Genomic DNA, 19,204 nt, shown 5'->3' on the forward strand with positions numbered 1-19,204 from the left:
TACAGCCACGCAGGGCGTGGCTCTACGGAATTGCGGGTAGCAGCCACGCAGGGCGTGGCTCTACGGAGTTGCGGGTAGAGCCACGCCCTGCGTGGCTGCGCACGACCGCGATGAAAAGGCCCTGCTCGCGCGGGGCCTTTTCGTTCAACGTGTTACCAGTTGAGGTTCAGCGAAACACCCACGGTGCGCGGTTCGTTGTACACCGCCGCCATGTAGTTCTCGATCACACCCTTCAGGTTCTTCTCGTTGGTGATGTTGCGCGCGAACAGCGCCGCTTCCCACGCACCGTAGTTGCCCGAGTAGCCCAGCTTCAGGCCGCCTTCGAAACTGCCCTTGGAGTTGAACTCGGCCGAGTCGTACAGCACGAAGCTGGTGTAGCCCTGCTTGTTCCAGTCGGTGGAAACGAAGAACACATCGCTGTCGTTGACCGGAATGTCGTACCGCGCGGCGAAGTTCAGGTTGTACTTCGGTGCGTTCGGCAGCGGGTTGCCGTTGATCTGCGCGAAGGTATTGGCACCGACTTTGATGGTCGGGTCGTTCACCGTGCACACCACCGCGCCGTTGAGCGCGCAGACCTGCGCGTACACGCGGTCATCCTGGATCTCGCTGTGCAGCAAGCTCACACCGGCGCTCAGGCTCAGGTTCGGGATCGGGCGCAGTTCCATGTCCGCTTCAAGACCGTAGGCCTTTGCCTTGTCGGCGTTGAACAGCACGCCGTTGCCGTCCGAATCGTTGCCATTGAGCTGGATATCGTTCACCGCGTAGGTGAAGGCGGTGGCGTTCAGGCGCAGGCGGTTGTCCCACAGGCTGCTCTTGATGCCCGCTTCCCACGACAGGATGGTTTCCGAATCGGCGGTGGTGAAATCGGCATTGAACACCGCCGAACGGCCCTGGATGGTCGGGCCACGGAAGCCGCGGGCCACCTTGGCGTACACGCTCACCTGCGGGTTGAACGCGTACATCGCGCTCAGGTCCCAGCTCGGCGTGGTGTCGGCCATGGTCACGTCGGTACGGCCACGGTAGGTGACCACGCCGGCCGCGGTGTCGGCGGTCTTGAGCAGGCGCGTGCGCTTCTCGTCGCGGGTCTGGCGCAGGCCGGCCGTCAGCGTGAACTTGTCGGTCACGTCATAGCTGACCTGGCCGAAGCCGGCCCACGAGGTGTTGGTGTTGCGCAGGCGCACCCAGTTGTTCGGATTGCGCGCGGCGCCCTTCAGGAACCAGGCGCGCTGGTAGAAATCGGTGGTGTCGCGGCCGTCGAAGTAGAACGCGCCCACCTGCCACTTCAGGCGGTTGTCATCGGCATTGGCCAGGCGCACTTCCTGGGTCCACTGGTCCAGGTCGCGGATCTGGCCCATCGACTGGCCGTAGCCATTGGGTACGCCGTTGACCGGAAAGTTCACCGCCGCGCCGCCGTCGGTATCGCCACGGCTGTAGCCCGAGGTGGTCTCGTAGGCAGTGATCGAGGTCAGCGAGACGTTGCCGAAGTCGTAGACCGCCTTCACCGAGCCGCCGTAGGTCTTGTACGCCTGCGGGTTGTTGTCCGCTTCGTCATAGGCCACCTGGTCGCGCGGCACATCGGTGGTGTTGGAGCCCTTGGTGATGGCATTGCGCAGGAACAGGGTCGAGGTGCCTTCGTAATCGCGTGCGTGCGCCGAGGCCAGCAGCGAGAAGTTGTCGCTCGGCTGCAGCAGCAGCTGCGCGCGTACGTTGCGGTCGTCGAAGCCGCCCATCGCGTTCTTCTTCGGCGCCACCGTGCCATCGGCGCTGGGGCCGGTGTAGGTGTTGTCGACGTAGTCGTCGCGGTGCTGGTACAGGGCCGACACGCGGAACGAGGCGATGTCGTTGATCGGGCCACCGAAGCCGCCGTCCACCGCTACGCTGCCGTAGCTGCCGTAACTGGCCTGCACGCGGCCGCTGTAGTCCTGGCTGGGCCGGATGGTGTCGAACTTGACGATGCCGGCGGTGGTGTTGCGGCCGAACAGCGTGCCCTGCGGGCCACGCAGCACTTCAATCTGGTCCACGTCGTAGACCGGGTTGGACTTCAGCACCACGTGCTCCAGCACCACGTCGTCCTGGATGATCGACACCGGCTGCGAGGCACCCAGGTAGAAGTCGATGTTGCCCAGGCCGCGGATGTAGAACCGCGGGAAGATGCGGCCGGTGGTGGTTTCGGCGTAGAAACTCGGCACGCGGCCGCTCAGGGCCAGCAGGGTGTCATCGCCGCCGGCGGTGTAGTCGCGGATGCGCTCGCCCTGCACCACCCCGACCGAGACCGGGACCTCCTGCAGGTTGCGCTCGCGGTGGTCGGCGGTAACGGTGATCGTATCGAGCGAGGTCGGGCTGGCGTCCTGGGCCAGGGCGGTCCCGCTCAGGCCAAGCAGCGCGGCACAGGCCAGCGCCAGCGCGTGGGGGCGCGGCTGCACGGCGGTGCGGGGGGAGGAAGCGGCGAAACGAACGGAGGTGGTGCGATGGGCAGACATTCAGGGGTCTCGGGCAGTACGGATCAAGGTGGCGTGCGGCGCACGCGGACGAACAACGGCAGCACCGCTGGGTGCGCAGCGATGCGGCAAGATATTGCGTACATGTTTCAAGGGGGTTTCAGGGCGATGCGGGGGACGGCCGTCCGTTCCCTACCCTGGTGTGCTGGCTGAGCCGCCGTAATTCTGGCGCGGATTATGCCTGCTCGGCGCGACAGTCGGAATAGCCGATCCTGTCCATTGCCGGATCCATTGCGGACCCGGCCGTTGCTTTCCGGTTTGATCCGGCGGTGGCGTCTGCGACTCCCCATCGCAGACGCCACCGCACCCGATCAGGCCGCAACGCGCTCCTTGCGCGCGGGCTGCGCGTCGGCCAGGCGGAAGCGCCCGACCGATTGCTGCAGCTCGGACGACTGCGCGTTCAATGCACGCGCAGCGGCCGAAGCCTCCTCGACGAGGGCAGCGTTCTGCTGGGTCACACCATCCATCTGCACGATGCTCTGGTTGACCTGCTCGATCCCTGCCGCCTGTTCCTGGCTGGCGCTGGCGATTTCCTCAATCAGCCCGCCCAGCTCACCTACCGATGCCACCACGCGCTGCAGGGTCTGCCCCGCCTGGTTGGCCAGTTCACTGCCGTCGGCCACCTGGGCCACGGAGGCCTCGATCAGGCCCTTGATTTCCTTGGCCGCACTGGCCGAACGCTGCGCCAGCGCGCGCACTTCCGAGGCGACCACGGCAAAGCCGCGCCCTTCCTCGCCCGCACGGGCGGCTTCCACGGCGGCGTTGAGCGCCAGGATGTTGGTCTGGAACGCAATTCCGTCGATGACGGTGGTGATGTCGGCAATGCGACGCGAGGAGGCCTCGATGCCGCTCATGGTGTCCACCACCTGGGCGACGGCCGCGCCGCCCTGCACCGCAACGTCCGCCGCTTCGGCAGCCAGGCGGTCGGCCCGGCGGGCGTGGTCGGCGTTCTGCTTCACCGCTGCCGTCAGTTCTTCCAGCGACGCGGCCGATTCTTCCAGGCTCGCTGCCTGCTGCTCGGTGCGGCGCGACAGGTCGTCGTTGCCGGCCGCGATCTCCGCCGAGGCGGTGGCCACCGACACGGCCGCCTGCTGGATGCCGCCGACAATGGCGGTCAGCTGCGCCACGGTGGCGTTGGCGTCGTCGCGCATGGTGGCGAACACGCCCTGGAACTGGCCATCGATGCGGCCACGCAGGTCGCCGGCGGCCAGCGCGCGCAGCAGCCCGGAAAGGGCGCTGAGGTTGCGGTCGGCGGTGACCATCAGGGTGTTGAGGCCCTCCACCATGACCCGGAAGTCGTACTGGTAGGCATCGGCGTTGCCGCGCACGCTGAAGTCGCCAGCCGCAGCCGCCGCCACCAGGTGCTTGATCTCGCCATTGATCGCCTGCAGGCGGTCGCGCACGCCGTTCACCGCTTCAGTGATGCGCGCCTTCTCGCCCGGCAGCGCTTCCATCGACTGCGACAGGTCGCCATCGGCGTAGCGACGGACCAGGTCGACCATGCGCATCTTCACCGAGATATGCGCGGCAACCAGTTCGTTGGTCCCGGTCACCATGGTGCCGAACTCGCCCTCGAAACGGCTGGCATCGATGCGGTGGCTGATCGCGCCCTCGGCATGCCGCTGGCTCATTTCGTTCTGCGCCTGGATGATCTCGCGCAGCTTGTCCTGCATCTGCTGCAGCGCACCCATCAGGCGCCCGACTTCGTCCTGGCTGCGCACCACGATGCGCTGGTCCAGGCGACCGGCCGCCACGTCACGCGCCACCTGCCCGGCCTGGGCCAGCGGCACGCTGACCAGGCGCCGCACCACCACGACCAGCGCCACGATCACCGCCAGCAGGCCAAGACCGGAGACCACGCCAATCTGCAGCATCAGCTTGTGCAGCACCGCCTGCAGCACCGAGGTCGGCTCCAGGCCCAGCACCGTCCACTGCCACGGGCCGTAGGTCTGGGCGGTGACGAACCAGGTCTGCGGCGCGGCGTCCTTGGTCGTGCGCAGACGCAATGTGCCTTGGGTGGCCTTGCCGGCCAGCAGTGCATCCAGCGTGGCCTGATCGGCAGGATCCACCAGCGCCGACAGCATTTCGCCTTCGCCGGCGAAGGAAGCAACCAACGTGCCGAGCTGGTCACCGGGGCGGGTGTTGACCGCCACGAAGTGGCCTTCCTTGCCCAGCTTGGAATCGCGCAGGCGCGTCTTCAACGCGGCCAGGCCTTCGGTGTAGTTCTGGCCAACGAAGGCAATGGCGGCCACCTCACCGGCGGCGTCCTTGATCGGCATGTAGTGGGTCATGTAGTCCACCCCGAACAAGCGCACCGGGCCGGTGTAGCCTTCGCCGGCCATCACCTTCGCGTAGGCCGGGCTGGCATGGTCCAGCACGGTGCCCATGGCGCGCGCGCCTTCGGCATTGCGCACCGAGGTGGACACGCGGACGAAGTCGTCGCCATCGCGCACGAACACGGTCGCCACGCCGCCGCCGGTGGCCTCGGCAAAGCGGTCCACGGCGGCTTCCTGCAAGTTGAGCACTTCGCTCCCGAGCCGCAGCGTCGGGGTCGGGCGCTCGCCCACGGTAATGGTTTTGGCGGCGTCCACGCTGACATCGCCGCTCGGCAGCATGGCGTGGAAGATGCCCGCCATGCGTTCGGTGCTGTCGCTCAGGCTGCGGTCGTACAGTTCCACCGTGTCACGCATCAGTTCGGTGGAGGACTGCAGCCCGGCTTCAACGCGCTGCTGGTAGCTGGTGGCAGCCTGGCGGTAGATCAGCACCGCCAGCGCCACGAAGGCCACGGTGGTGATCAGACCCATCAGCAGCGCCAGGCGCGCGCCGATGGAAGTGGAGAAAACGGTGGCGGCACGGGTCGTCATCGTTGGTACTCGAGGGGAAGGTTGTTTGAGAGTTGCGTCACATTTCTTATCGGCACCAAAGTGGTCCTCTTTACGTAAAAAAAGCCAAAATTCGAATTGCTTTCGCTTTACGCAAGTGATTGATTCGGCAGGGATTGATAGGAAACACCCCTTCACAAAGCCGGATTTCCGTTCAGAAAACTGGGTTTTTTTCTCAAGTTGGGCACCCTGCTGCCGCCAACGGCGCCGCCCTTCCCAGCCTTAGGGTCGGATTGAGGGGGGAGCGGTACCGGCCTGCCACGCCTTCCGCGGCGCACGCGTGCCCGGGTCGCTGCGGAGTTGGAAAGGTCGACACGCGATCCATACGCCTGCAGCCGACCGCGACCGCGGCGTGGCCCTTGGCAGCCCGGGGTGCTCGGCGCTACACTTCATTCATCGCGGCTCCCAACCCGCGTCGCAACACCACCACGGGGCCATAGCTCAGCTGGGAGAGCGCGTCGTTCGCATCGACGAGGTCAGGAGTTCGATCCTCCTTGGCTCCACCACATTCCCGCCCCCGTCGACCAGACGGCGGCGACAAAAAAGCCACCCCTCGGGTGGCTTTTTGTTTGCGCAGGCATCTCAACCTTCGCGCGGCGATGCCCCGTAGAGCGACGCCCTGCGTCGCTGCAGGCGATGCCGATCACTGCCGCCAGCCACGCATGGCGTGGCACTACGCGTCAGACCGCCATCGCTTCGTGCACTGCATCCGGGCGTATGGCCGCAATCTTCAACAGCGTCCTGGCTGCACCGGAAGGCTCCCGGCGGCCCTGCTCCCAATCCTGGAAGGTTCGCACCGACACACCCAGCATCCCTGCAAACTGCGCCTGGGACAGGCCCAATCGCTGGCGCGCCTCGGCCGCAATGGACACTGGAACCATGTTCACCTTGCCCACCTTGCCTGCCTTGATGGCACGAACAGACGCCAACAACTCGGCGCCGATATCACGCTTGGCGTCGCGAGCCTCCAACACGTTCTCATTCTTCGGCATGACCAAGCTCCTCTGCCAACTCGCGCAGGACGTGCGATGACATGGCGCGATCATACGGCACTGCCGTATGACTGGCAGAGCTGGGCAACAGCTCTGTCGAACGCAGTTGTTTTTTCTGCCCCATTCGACTGCAGAAAAACGATTCAGCGCGGCGCGTCCCCTGCCCGCTCGGCAATCGGCCGGACCTGCTGCACCAACGTCAGCAGGGTCTTGCCCGGTTCTTCGATCATCACCTCGTGGGCGGACTGCTCGAACCACACCAGCTGCTTGGAAGGTGCCTTCACCGTAGCGAACCACTGCGCCGCCAATTCGGAGGACACGTTGTGGTCGTGCCGACCCTCGAACAGGAACAGCGGCGTTTTCAGTTCGCGCACCGCGCTCATGTCCAGGGTCAACACCTCGCCCAGCAGGTGCTGCATCGAGAAGTCGTTGCCCTTCCAGACATCGGCCACGTCCTGGTCGGTGTACTCGGGCGAGAGCTTGACGGCCGCCGCCTCGGCGTCGCCGCCGCGGCGGTTGTGGACCATGCCGCCATAGTGATTCAGCCACCGGCGTTGCTTGAACAACGCGTCCAGCGGCACCGGGGTGCTGCCCTGCGCATACGGGGCCAACGCATTGAGTTCCGCTACGGCCTCGGCATTGCCATCGGCGCGCGCCTGCTGCAGCGTCCACGCCCAGCCGCGCCGCTCGCTTTCGGGCGCATTCGATATCTGCCCGATGCCAATATAGGCGTGCAGCCACTCCGGCCGGCGCTGTGCCAGTTCCAGACCCAGGTAACTGCCCCAGGACTGGCCCAACACGAAAATCCTGTCCTTGCCGAATTCGCCCCGCAGCCAGGCCACCATCTCTTCGCTGTCGGCGATCATCCGTTCGCGGGTCATGGTCGGCGCGACCACCGCCGGGTCGTTGGCGGCATAGGTCTTGCCCGCGCCGCGCTGGTCCCACTGGACCACCGTGAAATATTCCTCCCAGCCCCGCTGGAAATACCAGCTGGTTGGCATGGCCACCCAGCCCGGTCCGCCGTGCAGCATCAGCAGCACCGGGTTGCGGCGGTCATTGCCACGAATCGACACCCATTGGTCGATGCCGCCGATACGTACCTTTTCCAGACGCTCCACGCCCTGGTCGGACACGACTTTGCGCAGATTGGCGATGATGGCGGTGGACGCCTCGCGGCTGGCGGGCGCCACCGGCGCGGCGACCACCGGCGCGGCGGCCATCGCCGGAGCGACGGCGCTGGCAAGCAGGAACAGCAACGACAGCAGCGGCTTCATCGGCGTCCGGGTCCAGTCATGCAGGCGCCGATTGTGCCACGCCCTTCGGGATGCAGGATGCCCCCGCAGACGGCGCCTAGGACGTCGGCTTGGACCGGTCCAGCACCTCGCGCAGCGTATCCACCAGCTGCCTGGCGCGGTACGGCTTGGGCAGGAAGGCCTCATCCGCAACATCCGGATGGGCGCGGTTGACGAAGGCCGTGGTGTAGAAGAACGGTATACCGCGCTTCCTGAGCAATGCCGCTGCAGGGAAGCTGGTTTCCGAGCCCAGATTCACATCCAGGATGGCCCCATCCACCGACTCGGTCAGGATCAGCTCGATGGCCTCGGCCAACGTGGATGCGGGGCCGATGACCTGCACGTTGCTGTCTTCCAGCAGCTGCGAGGCGAGCTCGGAGATCATGCTGTCGTCTTCAACGAGCAGGATGCGTTCACGGGTGAAGCGGTGCGGCGGCGTGCGTGGCGCGCGCGGATCGACCTTGGATGCGTTCATTTCGATTCCTCGGCGGCAGGGAGACGTTCAGCGACTCAGTCGCTCGCGTTGTCCTTGCGCTCCGGGCGGCGCGTTTCAGCGTCGTGGATCTGCTGGTCGGTCTGCGCGGGCCGCTGCTTGGCCACCTCGTCCTGCTTCCGGTCCTGCTGTACTTCTTCAACGCCCTGCTGCTTGCCGGGCTGTTTTTCGCTGTTCATGTTGCGTGCTCGTCGCGTCAGCCCGCACTGGGCATGGGCTCAACCTAGCGACCCGGGCGTGACGCAAGGGTCAGGAGGATGTTCACTCCTGGTCAGTATGCGCCCGGGCCTGGCGGGTGGCGCCCGACGGTGGGGTCGGGCGACCACGACGGCACGGCATCAGCCCTGGATGAACGCCAGCAGCGCGGCATTGATCGCCTCGGCATGGGTGGTGCACATGCCATGCGGGTAGCCCGGGAACACCTTCAGCGTGCCCTGCGTGAGCAGCTTGATCGTCAGCTCGCTGGCGTCGGCGATCGGCACGATCTGGTCATCGTCGCCGTGCAGCACCAGCGTAGGGACGGTGATGGCCTTGAGGTCCTCGGTGAAGTCGGTCTCCGAGAACGCCTTGATCCCTTCGTAATGCGCCTGCGCACTGCCGGTCATGCCCTGGCGCCACCAGTTGCGGATGACGCCTTCGGACACCGCCGCGCCGTCGCGGTTGAAGCCGTAGAACGGGCCGCTGGCCAGGTCGAGATAGAACTGCGCCCGGTTCGCCGCCAGCTGTGCACGGAAGCCGTCGAATACCGACAGCGGCAGGCCGCCCGGGTTGGCCGGGGTCTGCAGCATGATCGGCGGCACCGCGCTGATCAGCACCGCCTTGGCGACGCGGCCCGGCGGAGCCTTGGCCACGTAGCGCGCCACTTCGCCGCCACCGGTGGAGTGGCCGATGTGCACCGCGTTCTTCAGGTCCAGGTGGTCGGCCACGGCCGCTGCGTCGGACACGTAATGGTCCATGTCGTTGCCTTCGCTGACCTGCGCCGAACGGCCGTGGCCGCGGCGGTCATGCGCTACCACGCGGTAGCCCTTGGCCAGGAAGAACAGCAGCTGCGCATCCCAGTCGTCGCTGGACAGCGGCCAGCCGTGGTGGAACACGATGGGCTGGGCGTCCTTCGGGCCCCAGTCCTTGTAGAAGATGTCGACGCCATCGGAGGTGGTGATCGTGCTCATGGGTGCTGCTCCTGGAGTGGGTGGGGACTGCAGGAACAGCGTAGGCGCGTGCATCACCAGAAAAAATCGTACGCTTGGGTCACCGCGTCATACACAGGTATGGGCGGAGTTGCTTGGCGGACTAACAGTCCGCTCTACACCGTGCGCGCTACACAGTGGAGCGCTTCTGCGAGGCACTGTGACATCGCCTCGCCGTCCACCGGCTTGACCAGGAAGGCGCGCCCGCCGCGGCCCATCACGCGATCGCGCACGGCGTCGTTCGGGAACGCGGTCATGAACAGCATCGGGAAGCGGCAGCCGCGCTCGATCAGCGCGGCCTGCAGCTGGTCGCCGCTCATCTGCGGCATCTGGATGTCGGTAAGCAGGCAGTCCGGCGCATCGCCGTCATCGGCCAGGAACGCCGCCGCCGAGGCATACGTGCGGACCTCGTGGCCCAGTGAACGCACCAGGCTGGACAGCGACTGGCGGACGCCGTCGTCGTCGTCAACAATCGCGATGCGGTAGAGCGGTTTCATCCGGGACATCCTGGGGCCAAGGGCCGGCCATGGCCGACGCTGCCTTTATGCCCCATCCGCGCGCGCGCCGGAACCATACACAGGTTTGCCCTGCCGCCTCAGCGCGCGCCCACGCCCACCCCAAGCAGCTCCGCGTGGCGCACCAGGTCGGCCAGCGAGCGCACCCCCATCTTGCGCATCACGTTGCCACGATGGATCTTCACCGTGATCTCGCTCAGGTTCAGCTCGCCGGCTACCTGTTTGTTCATCAGGCCGGCCACCACGTGCGCCATCACCTCGCGCTCGCGCGGGGTCAGCGTGGCATAGCGTGCGTCCAGGCCATCGCGTGCCGCCAGGGTGTGGCGGCGCTGGGTATCGCGTTCGATCGCCACGCTGACCGCGTCCAGCATGTCCTGGTCGCGGAACGGCTTGGCCAGGAAGTCCACCGCGCCGGCCTTCATCGCCCGCACCGACATCGGGATGTCGCCGTGGCCGGTCATGAACACGATGGGCAGGTGGATGCCCTGTGCGGCCAGCTGGCCCTGCAGGTCCAGCCCGCTGATGCACGGCAGCCGGACGTCCAGCACGATGCAGCCGGGAACGTCCGGCAGCTGCGCCTGCAGCAGTTCAGCCGGCGAAGCGAGCACGCGCGTCTGCAGGCCGATGGAACGCAGCAGGCTGTCCAGCGCGTCGCGCACGGCGCTGTCGTCGTCGACGACCACCACCAGCGGCGGGGCGGGCGCGGGTGTGCCGCGCGGCGGTTGCGGTGGACTCATGACAACAGCTCTCCTGCGTGGGAAGTACCCAGCACCAGCCGGAACGTAGCGCCACGGCCCGGCGCGCTATGCACGGTGAGGTGGCCGCCGTGAGCTTCCGCCGTGGACCGGCAGATCGCAAGGCCCATGCCCATTCCCTGCGCCTTGGTGGTGAAAAACGGCTGGAACAGCGTGTCCAGGTGCGCCTCGTCGATGCCGGGCCCGGTGTCGGTGACGCTGATTGCCACCTGCCCCGCCGCGTCCGGCTGTGCATCGACCAGCAGGTGGCGCCCGCCGGCCTGCCCGGCCATGGCCTGGCTGGCGTTGATCAACAGGTTCACCAGCACCTGCTGCAGCTGCACCGCATCGCCCAGCACCGGCGGAAGATCGGCCGCCACGGCCACGCGCAGCACCACGGCCTCGCGGCTGAGCTCGTGCTGCACCAGCCGCACCGATTCTTCAATGAGCGTGCCCACCGCCAGCGCTTCGCGCGGCGTGCTGCGCTTGGCCAGGAACGAGCGCACCCGCTTGACGATCTCGCTGGCCCGGCGCGCCTCGGCCACCGTGCGTGCGATCGCCGCGCCTACTTCCGGCAGGTCCGGAATGTCGCGGTGCAGCCAGCGCAGGCCCGCCTCACCATTGGTGACCACCGCCATCAGCGGCTGGTTGACCTCGTGTGCGAGCGATGCCGTCAGCTCGCCCAGCGTGGCCACGCGTGCGGCATGCGCGAGTTCGGCCTGTGCGCGCAGTGCGGCGTCCTGGGCCTGGCGGCGCTCGCTGTTGTCGACGATGAACACCAGCACGCAGGCATCGTCGTCGTCCGCGCTGGGGAAGGTGATCGCAAACAACACCGGTACGCTGCGACCATCGGCCGCCACGACCTCCGTTTCGCCTTCATGGAAGGCATCACCGGCCACGAACGCCGCCAACGCCGCCGCGAAGCTGGGGTCCTGCCGGTCCAGCACGTCGTCCAGCGAGGCAAGGTCGCGATGCTGCCCGTCGCGCCCCTGCACCATCGACACGAAGGCTGGATTCACATCAGCGATGCGGGTCAGCTGCCGCGCCTGCACGATGAACTCGGGATGGTCGGCAAGATGGGCCTGCAGTGCCTGCGGATCGGCAATGCCCAGCCGGTCCAGCAGCACGCGCAGCGCGCTCCAGTCTTCCTGCACCACGCCGATCCGGCTGGCATCGAACATGCGCCGGTAACGGCGTTCACTGCGGACCAGGGCCGCGTAGGTCGCGGTGCGCTCGGTCACGTCGGTATGCGTCTCCAGCACCCCGACCGCGCGCCCCTGCGCATCGCGCTGGATCACCCAGCGGCTGTCCAGCACCCGCCAATCACCGTCGCGGGTACGCTGCTCCAGCGTGCCTTCCCAGGTGCCCTGCGCCAGCAGCGCCGCTTCCACCGACTCCCGTGCCTGCGGATAGCGCGTGGCCAGCAACGTGTCGGCGACACAGCCCACCGCTTCGGCGGCGGACCAGCCATACACCTGCGCCGCAGTGCGATTCCAGAACGTGATCACGCCAGTACGGTCGCGCACGAAGATCATGTCGTGCGACAGGTCCAGCAGCGTGGCCTGCGCACGCAGGCGTTGCATTGCATGCTGGTGCTGCAGGGCCAGCACCGCGGTGATGCCGATGGCGGCCAGACTGACCAGCGCGCGGAAGGTCTGCGAACCCACGTGGTTCAGCCCGTGGGAATCCACGTACGCCGCCAGGGTGAGCACGATCCCGGCCAGCGCGGTCACGATGATGTCCGCGCGGCGACCGGTGCGCGCCACCAGCAGCACGGCCACCACGTACAGCACCGCCACCGCACCTTCGAGCGTGGTGAGCACATCGACCAGGAAAACGCCCAGCGTGAGCAGGCCGGCCGCGCACCGGTACAGCGTGCGGCGGCGGTGCGGGGGCACACCAGCGGAACGTTCGCGTTCGGAAGGGGCGGTGGTCACGGTCTGGCGTCCTGGCATCGCGCAGCTCCCGGCAGTGGGGTGACGCCAGTATCCCCCGCCTCCGGGGCCGGCTGATCCCTCCAAAGAGGGATGCGCGGGCAGGCGCGCGGCCGGACCCTCAAACCAAGGTATGAGACGGAGAAACGATGGCGCAATGTTCGCCGCCGCCGTCCCTGCCTAGTCTGGATCCGTCGGCCCCACCGCACTGTCCGCGGCGCCCGGCCCACCCCTCACCTGATGCCGGAGACCTGCCATGAACGAGCTTTCGACCCCGTCCCGCCGCGCCGCCCCGCTGCACACCCCGTCCGATCTCGGCCTGCAGGCCGGCAAGGACATCGCCGGTGCGTTGACCGTGCTGCTGGCCGATGTGTTCGCGCTGTACCTGAAGACCAAGAACTTCCACTGGCACCTGTCCGGGCCACACTTCCGCGACTACCACCTGATGCTGGATGAGCAGGGCGACCAGATCTTCGCCATCACCGACGCCATCGCCGAACGCGCGCGCAAGGTGGGCGGCAACACGCTGCGCTCGGTCGGGCAGATCCACCGCACCCAGCGCCTGCTCGACAACGACGCGGACTACGTCACCCCGGAAGACATGCTCGCCGAGCTGGCCGACGACAACCGCCGCCTGGTCCGGTTCCTGCGCGCCACCCACGCCGTGTGCACCACCCACAACGACGTGGCCACCACCAGCCTGATCGAGAACTGGATCGACGAAGCCGAGCGCCGCAGCTGGTTCCTGTTCGAAAGCACCCGCAGCACCCGCTGATCCACGCGCTGTCCTTCCTGTTCCAGGAGTCCGCCATGTCCACGTCCACCCGCACCACGGTACCGATCGGCACGCCTGCCCCGGCCTTCCAGCTGCCCGCCACGCCCGACCAGCGCGTCAGCCTGGACGAGCTGCGCGGCCACCCGGTGATCCTGGCGTTCTATCCCGCCGACTGGAGCCCGGTCTGCGGCGACCAGCTGGCGCTGTACAACCAGCTGCTGCCCGAGTTCCACCGCAGCGGCGCGCAGCTGGTCGGCATCTCGGTGGATGGCGTGTGGTGCCATGCCGCCTTCGCCGAACAGCGCCACCTGCACTTTCCGCTGCTGGCCGATTTCGAGCCCAAGGGCGAGGTCGCACGCCGCTACGGCGTATACCGCGAACAGGACGGCGTGTGCGAACGCGCGCTGTTCGTGATCGACGCCGAGGGCATCGTGCGCTGGAGCTACGTCTCGCCGCTGGGCATCAACCCCGGCGCCGACGGCATCCTCGAGGCGCTGGCGCAGCTCTCCCCCACCCCGCCTGTCCCCACCGCTGGAGCAACGTCATGAAAGGTCTGCTGATTCCCGTCGACGCACAGGACCATATCCAGGGTCCGGAGAGCGCCGCCATCACCCTGGTCGAGTACGGCGACTACCAGTGCCCGTACTGCGGCGAGGCCTATCCCGTGCTCAAGGCCGTGCAGCAGGCCATGGGCGAGCGGATGCGCTTCGTGTTCCGCAACTTCCCCATTTCCGAGATCCACCCCCACGCGCTGCCGGCCGCACGGTTCGCCGAGGCCGCCGCCGAAGCCGGGCTGTTCTGGGAAGCGCATGACCTGCTGTACCAGCGCCAGAACGCCCTGGGCACGGCCAACCTGGAGGACTACGCCCGCCAGCTGGGCGTGGACCCCGCGCTGGTGCAGGCCGCCGCCAACGGCGCGTTCGACGCACGCATCGAACGCGACTTCATGGGCGGGGTACGCAGCGGCGTCAACGGCACCCCGTGTCTGTTCATCAACGGCGTGCGCTACGACGGCGCCCGCGACGTGGACAGCCTGGTCGATGCACTGAGCGACCTGGCCTGACCTGTTCCGCCGGCGCGCCGGGGTCTTCTCCCTCCCCACCCCGGGCGCGCCGGCACCTGCCAAGGACACTGCCATGCCCGCTTCCCGTCACGTCCGCTCCCTGTGGTCGGCTGCCACCGTCCATGACGATGCCCTGGGCAGCATCCGCCGCCTGACCGCCGACGAATTCCCGTTGCTGGAGCGCCTGTCGATCAAACGCATGCTGCTCGCCGCGGGCAGCATCCGCGAGCCACACTGGCATGCCAACGCCAACGAACTGGGCTACGTGCTGGGCGGTACGGTATTGATCACCATCGTGGACAACGCCGACGCGGTCAGCTGCATCCGCGTGGCCGCAGGCGGGATGTTCCACATCGGCAGTGGTGCACTGCATGCCATCGAGAACGTCGGCGATGACACGGCCGAGCTTGCCATCGTCTTCAGCCATGAGCGCCCGCAGGACTTCTCGCTGCATGCGGCCTTTGGCGCCATGTCCAATGCGGTGCTGGGCAACACCTACGACCTGGCGGCCGGCGAATTCGCAGCGTTGCGTCGCGACACCACATCACCCTACCTGGTGCGGCGGCAGGGCCCGGCGATGGTGCCCGCCGATGCCGACCGCACCGACCCACACCGTTTCGCCATCGAAGCGCAATCGCCGCCGTTGGATTTCGCCTACGGGCAGGCACGCGTGTCGCGCACCCAGTTCTGGCCCGCGCTGCGCAACCTGTCCATGTACTCGCTGCGCATCGCCGACGACGGCATGCGCGAGCCACACTGGCACCCGGAGACCGCCGAGCTGGGCTATGTGCATCGCGGCAAGGCGCGCATGAGCATCCTCGACCCGGACGGTTCGGTGGACACCTACCTGCTGCAACCGGGCGATGTGTACTTCGTCCCGCGCGCGTACCCGCACCAGATCGAGGTGCTGGGCGAGGACGTGCATTTCCTGGTGTTCTTCGACCAGCCCACGCCGGGCGACGTGGGCTACCGGCTGGCCGCCTCGGCGTTCGCGCCCGGTGTATTGGCCGCCACATTCGGCGTGGCGGCGGCCGACCTTCCAACGTTCCCGAGGACCGTGCATGACCCGTTGATCGTGGCAAGGATCAACGCACTGGACCCTTCACCGTAGAGCCACCCATGCGGGGCCTGCTCTTCACCCATCACCGCTACAGCCACGCATGGCGTGGCTCTACAGGGGGATGCCCGCCCACGCCCCTCAATCCAGCTTCACCACCAGCTTGCCGAAATTGCGTCCCTTCAGCAGCCCGAAGAACGCCTCCGGCGCATTTTCCAGCCCATCCACCACGTCTTCGCGGTAGTGCACCCGCCCCTCGCGCAGCCACCCGCGCATTTCCTCCAGGAACCGCGGCTGCAGATCCAGATGGTCGAACTGGATGAAGCCGCGCACGGTCAGCCGCTGGCGAAGCACCTGGCTCATGAAGCCCGGCAGACGGTCCGGACCGGGCAGCACCGCGCCACGTTCGTTGTAGCTGGCAATCACCCCGCACACCGGAATGCGCGCGAAATCATTGAGCAGTGGCGCCACCGCCTCGAACACATGGCCCCCCACGTTCTCGAAGTACACATCGATGCCGTTCGGCACCGCCGCGCGCAGCTGCGCGGGGAAATCGGCCGCCCGGTGGTCCAGCGCCACGTCAAAGCCCAGCGTTTCCAGATAGCGGCGCTTGTCTTCACCACCAGCGATACCCACCGTGCGCGCACCCTGCAGCTTGGCGATCTGCCCCACCGTCGCCCCAACCGGACCGCTCGCAGCGGCCACCACCAGCGTCTCACCGGGCTGCAGCTTGCCGATCTCATGCAGCCCCACGTAGGCCGTGAACCCCGGCATGCCGTACACCCCAAGCGCAGTACTGGGCGGCAGGCCATCATCGGCCAGCGTGCGGGTGATGCGCGTTGCATCGACCACCGCATGGGTCTGCCACTGCCCCGGCGCCAGCACCCGGTCGCCCGCCGCATAGTCTGGATGGTTGGAGACCAGCACGTCCGACACGGTCTGCCCTTCCATGACCGCACCCACCGCCACCGGCGTGGCATACGACGGCCCTTCCTCCATGCGACCGCGCATGTACGGGTCCAGCGACAGGTACCGGTTGCGCAGCAGCACCTCGCCGGGGCCTGGCGTGGGCAGCGGCTGCTGTTCCAGCCGGAAGTTGGCCGCCACCGGTTCGCCCTGCGGACGCGAGGCGAGCACGATGCGGGCGGTCTGGGTGTCGGTCATGAGCGCGGCTCCAAAGGATCAGGTCACGACACTACGCCCTGCGGCGGCGCTCAGGGCGCCGCTGAAAACAGCGTTCCATCGCCGCACGCCCTGACACCGCCGCCCGCGGTGATCGTTGCGCCCACCGGCGCACAGCATTCCGCGCCGGGTCAGTCCACGCCGCGCTGCCGCCGCCACTGCAGCGGGCTCAGGCCCATCTCGACGCGGAACATGTAGTTGAATGCCGACGCCGAGGAATAGCCCAGCGCATGTGCGATCACCGTGGGCGAACGCCCCTGCGCCAGCCATTCGATCGCGCGCAGCAGCCGCAACCGCGTGCGCCAGGTGCGCAGGCTCATGCCGGTCTCGCGTTCGAAATGCCGCGCAAGCGTGCGAGGCGAGGCACCCAACACCCGCGCCCATTCGTCCACGCCACGCCCATCGGCAGGCTGGTCGTACAGCGCCTGGCACCAGCGCTGCAGGCGCGCATCCTGCGGCCACGGCAGGTGCCGTACATGCTGGCGCTGGCGGCGCAGCTGCACCATCACCAGCGCGCACAGGTGCGCGTAGTACGCCGTATCGTCTTCCGGTCGAACCTGCCCCAATTCCACGATCAACTCGCGCAGCAGCGGCGACACATCCAGCACCGCGCAGCGGTCGGGCATGCCCAGCGCCGGGTCATCGGCTACATACAGGTTGCGGAAGGCGGCCGCGCTCAATGCGCCGGTGTGGTGCACCATGCGCGTGGGCACCCACAACGCCTGCTGCGGCGTGATCACATGACGCGCGTTGCGCGCGGTCACCTGCAGCACGCCCTCGGTAGCGAACACCACCTGATTCCAGTCGTGCGCGTGCGGCGGGAAACGCTCGCCGGCCGCCAACTGCTGGCTGCGCGCCATCACCGGCCACGGCAGCGCGTGCAGGCTCGGCACCGGCACCTCGCGCCACGGACCCGCCGGCGACGCACTGCGGGATTGGCTGCTGGTCGACATGATGGGTCATTCTATCGAAAGACAGCCGCCCTGCCCGCGACCGACCATGGCCGCACCTTCTACCGGCCCGCCCCATGTCCGCCTCCCCTGCAGCACCCAGCACCCCGGCCCCCTTGAAGCCTTGGCAGGTCATCGGCGCCGGCATCTGCGCCCTGGTCCTCACCGTCGGGCTGGCCCGGTTCGCCTACACCCCGCTGCTGCCGCTGATGCGCGTGGACGCCGGCCTTAGCGCAGCCCAAGGCGGCTGGCTCGCCACCTTCAACTACCTGGGCTACCTGCTGGGCACGCTGCTGGTGGCGCGGGTGGGCGACATGCGGCAGAAATTCCGTTTCTACCGGGTCGGCCTGCTGTTGGCCGTCGCAGCCACCGCGCTGATGGGCGCCACCACCCAGCCGTGGCTGTGGAGCCTGCTGCGCTTCGTGGCCGGCCTCTCCAGCACCGCCGGGCTGCTGCTCGCCTCCGGGCTGGTCCTCAACTGGCTGCTCGCCCACCGGCAGCGCCCGCGCCTGGGCCTGCATTTCGCCGGGCTCGGCCTGGGCATCGCGGTGTCCGGGCTGGCCACGGCCGCCTTGGCCGGGGTCGCCAGTTCCAGCGCGCAATGGGGCTGGCTGGGCCTGCTCGGCGTGCTGTTCCTGGTGCCCGCCTGGTGCTGGATGCCCGCCCCGGCGCCGGCGTCAGCCAACCATGCGATCCAGGCGCCGACGCCGCCCGGCAAACGCTGGCGACGGCTGCTGGTGGCGGCGTACTTCTGCGCCGGCTTCGGCTTCGTGGTCAGCGCCACCTTCATCGTGGCCATCCTGGAGCAGACCGCCGCCTTCCGCGGCCACGGCAGCGCCGTGTGGGTGCTGGTGGGCTTGGCCGCCGTGCCGTCCACCTTTGCCTGGGACCGCATCGCCGCCCGCGTCGGCATCATCCGCGCGCTCATGCTGGCCTTCGCCCTGCAGGCGGCGTCATTCGTACTGCCGCTGCTGGACGACGGTCTTGCCGCCGGGTTGGGCAGCGCGGTGCTGTTCGGCCTGACCTTCGCCGGCATCGTCAGCCTCACCCTCACCGTGGTCGGCCGCCACTACCCGCAGAACCCAGCCAAGGCGATGGCCACCCTCACCCTCAGCTATGGCGTGGCGCAGATCATCGCCCCTGCACTGGCCGGCACTCTCGCCCGCGACAGCGGTTCCTACCAGGCGTCGCTGCTGCTGGCGGCGATCATCATGGCAATGGGCATCGTGCTGCTGGCGGTGATGCCGGAGGAGCGCAGCGATCACGCACGCCACTGACGTTGCGCGCAGCCTGCAGGGATGAACAAAAATTCATCAGCGGCGCGCTCGTGCGATCAAGCACTTAAGCCGCCGCAGCAGGCCCGCAGCAACGAATGTGAAATTTTTTGGTCGAAAGGCTTGCCGAACCCTGCAGACCTCCGTATTATTCGCGTCCTCGCCAGCGGCAACGCAGCGATGAAGTGGCCGAGTAGCTCAGTTGGTAGAGCAGGGGATTGAAAATCCCCGTGTCGGCGGTTCGATTCCGTCCTCGGCCACCATGATTTCAAAAAGACCTGCAGAAATGCGGGTCTTTTTTTTTGCGTCGCCGCCAGGACGCCGACCAGCACACCCGGAAGCAGACCGCTGCTGCCATTGGTCACACCTCCCTACC

General features: G+C 67.6%; 17 protein-coding genes and 2 tRNA genes. 7 read left to right on the forward strand and 12 right to left on the reverse strand.

The window, feature by feature from the left end; all coding sequences use genetic code 11:
* Nucleotides 1-152: 152 nt before the first annotated feature.
* Together AC3ITN_RS12900 and AC3ITN_RS12905 are read right to left on the reverse strand one after the other, a co-directional pair.
* Nucleotides 153-2,480, reverse strand: a complete 2,328-nt coding sequence (locus AC3ITN_RS12900; protein ID WP_313344775.1) for a TonB-dependent receptor — start codon at nucleotides 2,478-2,480, stop codon at nucleotides 153-155.
* Between the two features lie 329 nt (nucleotides 2,481-2,809).
* On the reverse strand, nucleotides 2,810-5,362 hold the full coding sequence (locus AC3ITN_RS12905) for a Cache 3/Cache 2 fusion domain-containing protein (RefSeq protein ID WP_489390765.1): 2,553 nt from the start codon (nucleotides 5,360-5,362) through the stop codon (nucleotides 2,810-2,812).
* A gap of 448 nt (nucleotides 5,363-5,810) precedes the next feature.
* Between AC3ITN_RS12905 and AC3ITN_RS12910 the strand changes: the two genes are divergently transcribed.
* Nucleotides 5,811-5,886 (forward strand) — tRNA-Ala (locus tag AC3ITN_RS12910).
* A gap of 174 nt (nucleotides 5,887-6,060) precedes the next feature.
* On the opposite strand, the gene AC3ITN_RS12915 is transcribed toward AC3ITN_RS12910, so the two are convergent.
* From AC3ITN_RS12915 to AC3ITN_RS12950, 8 genes are all read right to left on the reverse strand, one after another.
* On the reverse strand, nucleotides 6,061-6,372 hold the full coding sequence (locus AC3ITN_RS12915) for a helix-turn-helix domain-containing protein (protein ID WP_313344771.1): 312 nt from the start codon (nucleotides 6,370-6,372) through the stop codon (nucleotides 6,061-6,063).
* A 143-nt stretch (nucleotides 6,373-6,515) separates the two neighbouring features.
* Nucleotides 6,516-7,646 carry an alpha/beta fold hydrolase gene (locus tag AC3ITN_RS12920; RefSeq protein ID WP_489390766.1) on the reverse strand — a complete coding sequence of 377 codons (1,131 nt, stop codon included), beginning with the start codon at nucleotides 7,644-7,646 and terminating at the stop codon, nucleotides 6,516-6,518.
* A gap of 76 nt (nucleotides 7,647-7,722) precedes the next feature.
* Nucleotides 7,723-8,139, reverse strand: a complete 417-nt coding sequence (locus AC3ITN_RS12925; protein WP_489390767.1) for a response regulator — start codon at nucleotides 8,137-8,139, stop codon at nucleotides 7,723-7,725.
* Nucleotides 8,140-8,174: 35 nt separating this feature from the next.
* Nucleotides 8,175-8,336 (reverse strand): hypothetical protein, encoded by a 162-nt coding sequence (locus AC3ITN_RS12930; RefSeq protein WP_313344759.1) that lies wholly within the window; start codon nucleotides 8,334-8,336, stop codon nucleotides 8,175-8,177.
* A 159-nt stretch (nucleotides 8,337-8,495) separates the two neighbouring features.
* Nucleotides 8,496-9,326, reverse strand: a complete 831-nt coding sequence (locus AC3ITN_RS12935) for an alpha/beta fold hydrolase (protein WP_489390768.1) — start codon at nucleotides 9,324-9,326, stop codon at nucleotides 8,496-8,498.
* 134 nt (nucleotides 9,327-9,460) lie between these two features.
* Nucleotides 9,461-9,841, reverse strand: a complete 381-nt coding sequence (locus AC3ITN_RS12940; protein ID WP_313344754.1) for a response regulator transcription factor — start codon at nucleotides 9,839-9,841, stop codon at nucleotides 9,461-9,463.
* Nucleotides 9,842-9,939: 98 nt separating this feature from the next.
* Entirely contained in the window at nucleotides 9,940-10,596 is a 657-nt protein-coding gene (locus AC3ITN_RS12945) for a response regulator transcription factor (RefSeq protein ID WP_489390769.1), read from the reverse strand.
* On the reverse strand, nucleotides 10,593-12,530 hold the full coding sequence (locus AC3ITN_RS12950; RefSeq protein WP_489390770.1) for a PAS domain-containing sensor histidine kinase: 1,938 nt from the start codon (nucleotides 12,528-12,530) through the stop codon (nucleotides 10,593-10,595). The genes AC3ITN_RS12945 and AC3ITN_RS12950 overlap by 4 nt, the downstream gene beginning before the upstream one ends.
* Before the next feature lie 253 nt (nucleotides 12,531-12,783).
* Here AC3ITN_RS12950 and AC3ITN_RS12955 point away from each other — a divergent pair, with 253 nt between their 5' ends.
* The 4 genes from AC3ITN_RS12955 (at nucleotide 12,784) to AC3ITN_RS12970 (ending at nucleotide 15,476) form a co-directional block, all read left to right on the forward strand.
* Nucleotides 12,784-13,302, forward strand: coding sequence for a Dps family protein (locus AC3ITN_RS12955; RefSeq protein WP_313344746.1), 519 nt, complete (start codon nucleotides 12,784-12,786; stop codon nucleotides 13,300-13,302).
* 35 nt (nucleotides 13,303-13,337) lie between these two features.
* Nucleotides 13,338-13,850, forward strand: coding sequence for a peroxiredoxin (locus AC3ITN_RS12960; protein WP_489390771.1), 513 nt, complete (start codon nucleotides 13,338-13,340; stop codon nucleotides 13,848-13,850).
* Entirely contained in the window at nucleotides 13,847-14,365 is a 519-nt protein-coding gene (locus tag AC3ITN_RS12965; RefSeq protein ID WP_489390772.1) for a DsbA family protein, read from the forward strand. The genes AC3ITN_RS12960 and AC3ITN_RS12965 overlap by 4 nt, the downstream gene beginning before the upstream one ends.
* Before the next feature lie 73 nt (nucleotides 14,366-14,438).
* Nucleotides 14,439-15,476, forward strand: a complete 1,038-nt coding sequence (locus tag AC3ITN_RS12970) for a cupin domain-containing protein (protein ID WP_489390773.1) — start codon at nucleotides 14,439-14,441, stop codon at nucleotides 15,474-15,476.
* Nucleotides 15,477-15,563: 87 nt separating this feature from the next.
* Here the strand turns inward: AC3ITN_RS12970 and AC3ITN_RS12975 are convergent, their stop codons facing one another.
* Entirely contained in the window at nucleotides 15,564-16,586 is a 1,023-nt protein-coding gene (locus AC3ITN_RS12975; RefSeq protein WP_489390774.1) for an NADP-dependent oxidoreductase, read from the reverse strand.
* A 149-nt stretch (nucleotides 16,587-16,735) separates the two neighbouring features.
* Complete coding sequence (locus AC3ITN_RS12980) at nucleotides 16,736-17,557, reverse strand: AraC family transcriptional regulator (protein WP_489390775.1); 822 nt, start codon at nucleotides 17,555-17,557, stop codon at nucleotides 16,736-16,738.
* Between the two features lie 74 nt (nucleotides 17,558-17,631).
* Between AC3ITN_RS12980 and AC3ITN_RS12985 the strand changes: the two genes are divergently transcribed.
* Both AC3ITN_RS12985 and AC3ITN_RS12990 read left to right on the forward strand, forming a co-directional pair.
* Nucleotides 17,632-18,831: a YbfB/YjiJ family MFS transporter gene (locus AC3ITN_RS12985; protein ID WP_489390776.1), complete on the forward strand. Its 1,200-nt coding sequence runs from the start codon at nucleotides 17,632-17,634 to the stop codon at nucleotides 18,829-18,831.
* A gap of 184 nt (nucleotides 18,832-19,015) precedes the next feature.
* A tRNA-Phe gene (locus AC3ITN_RS12990) sits at nucleotides 19,016-19,091 on the forward strand.
* Nucleotides 19,092-19,204 lie beyond the last annotated feature (113 nt).

The organism is Stenotrophomonas sp. KH_036_B, from assembly GCF_057839485.1.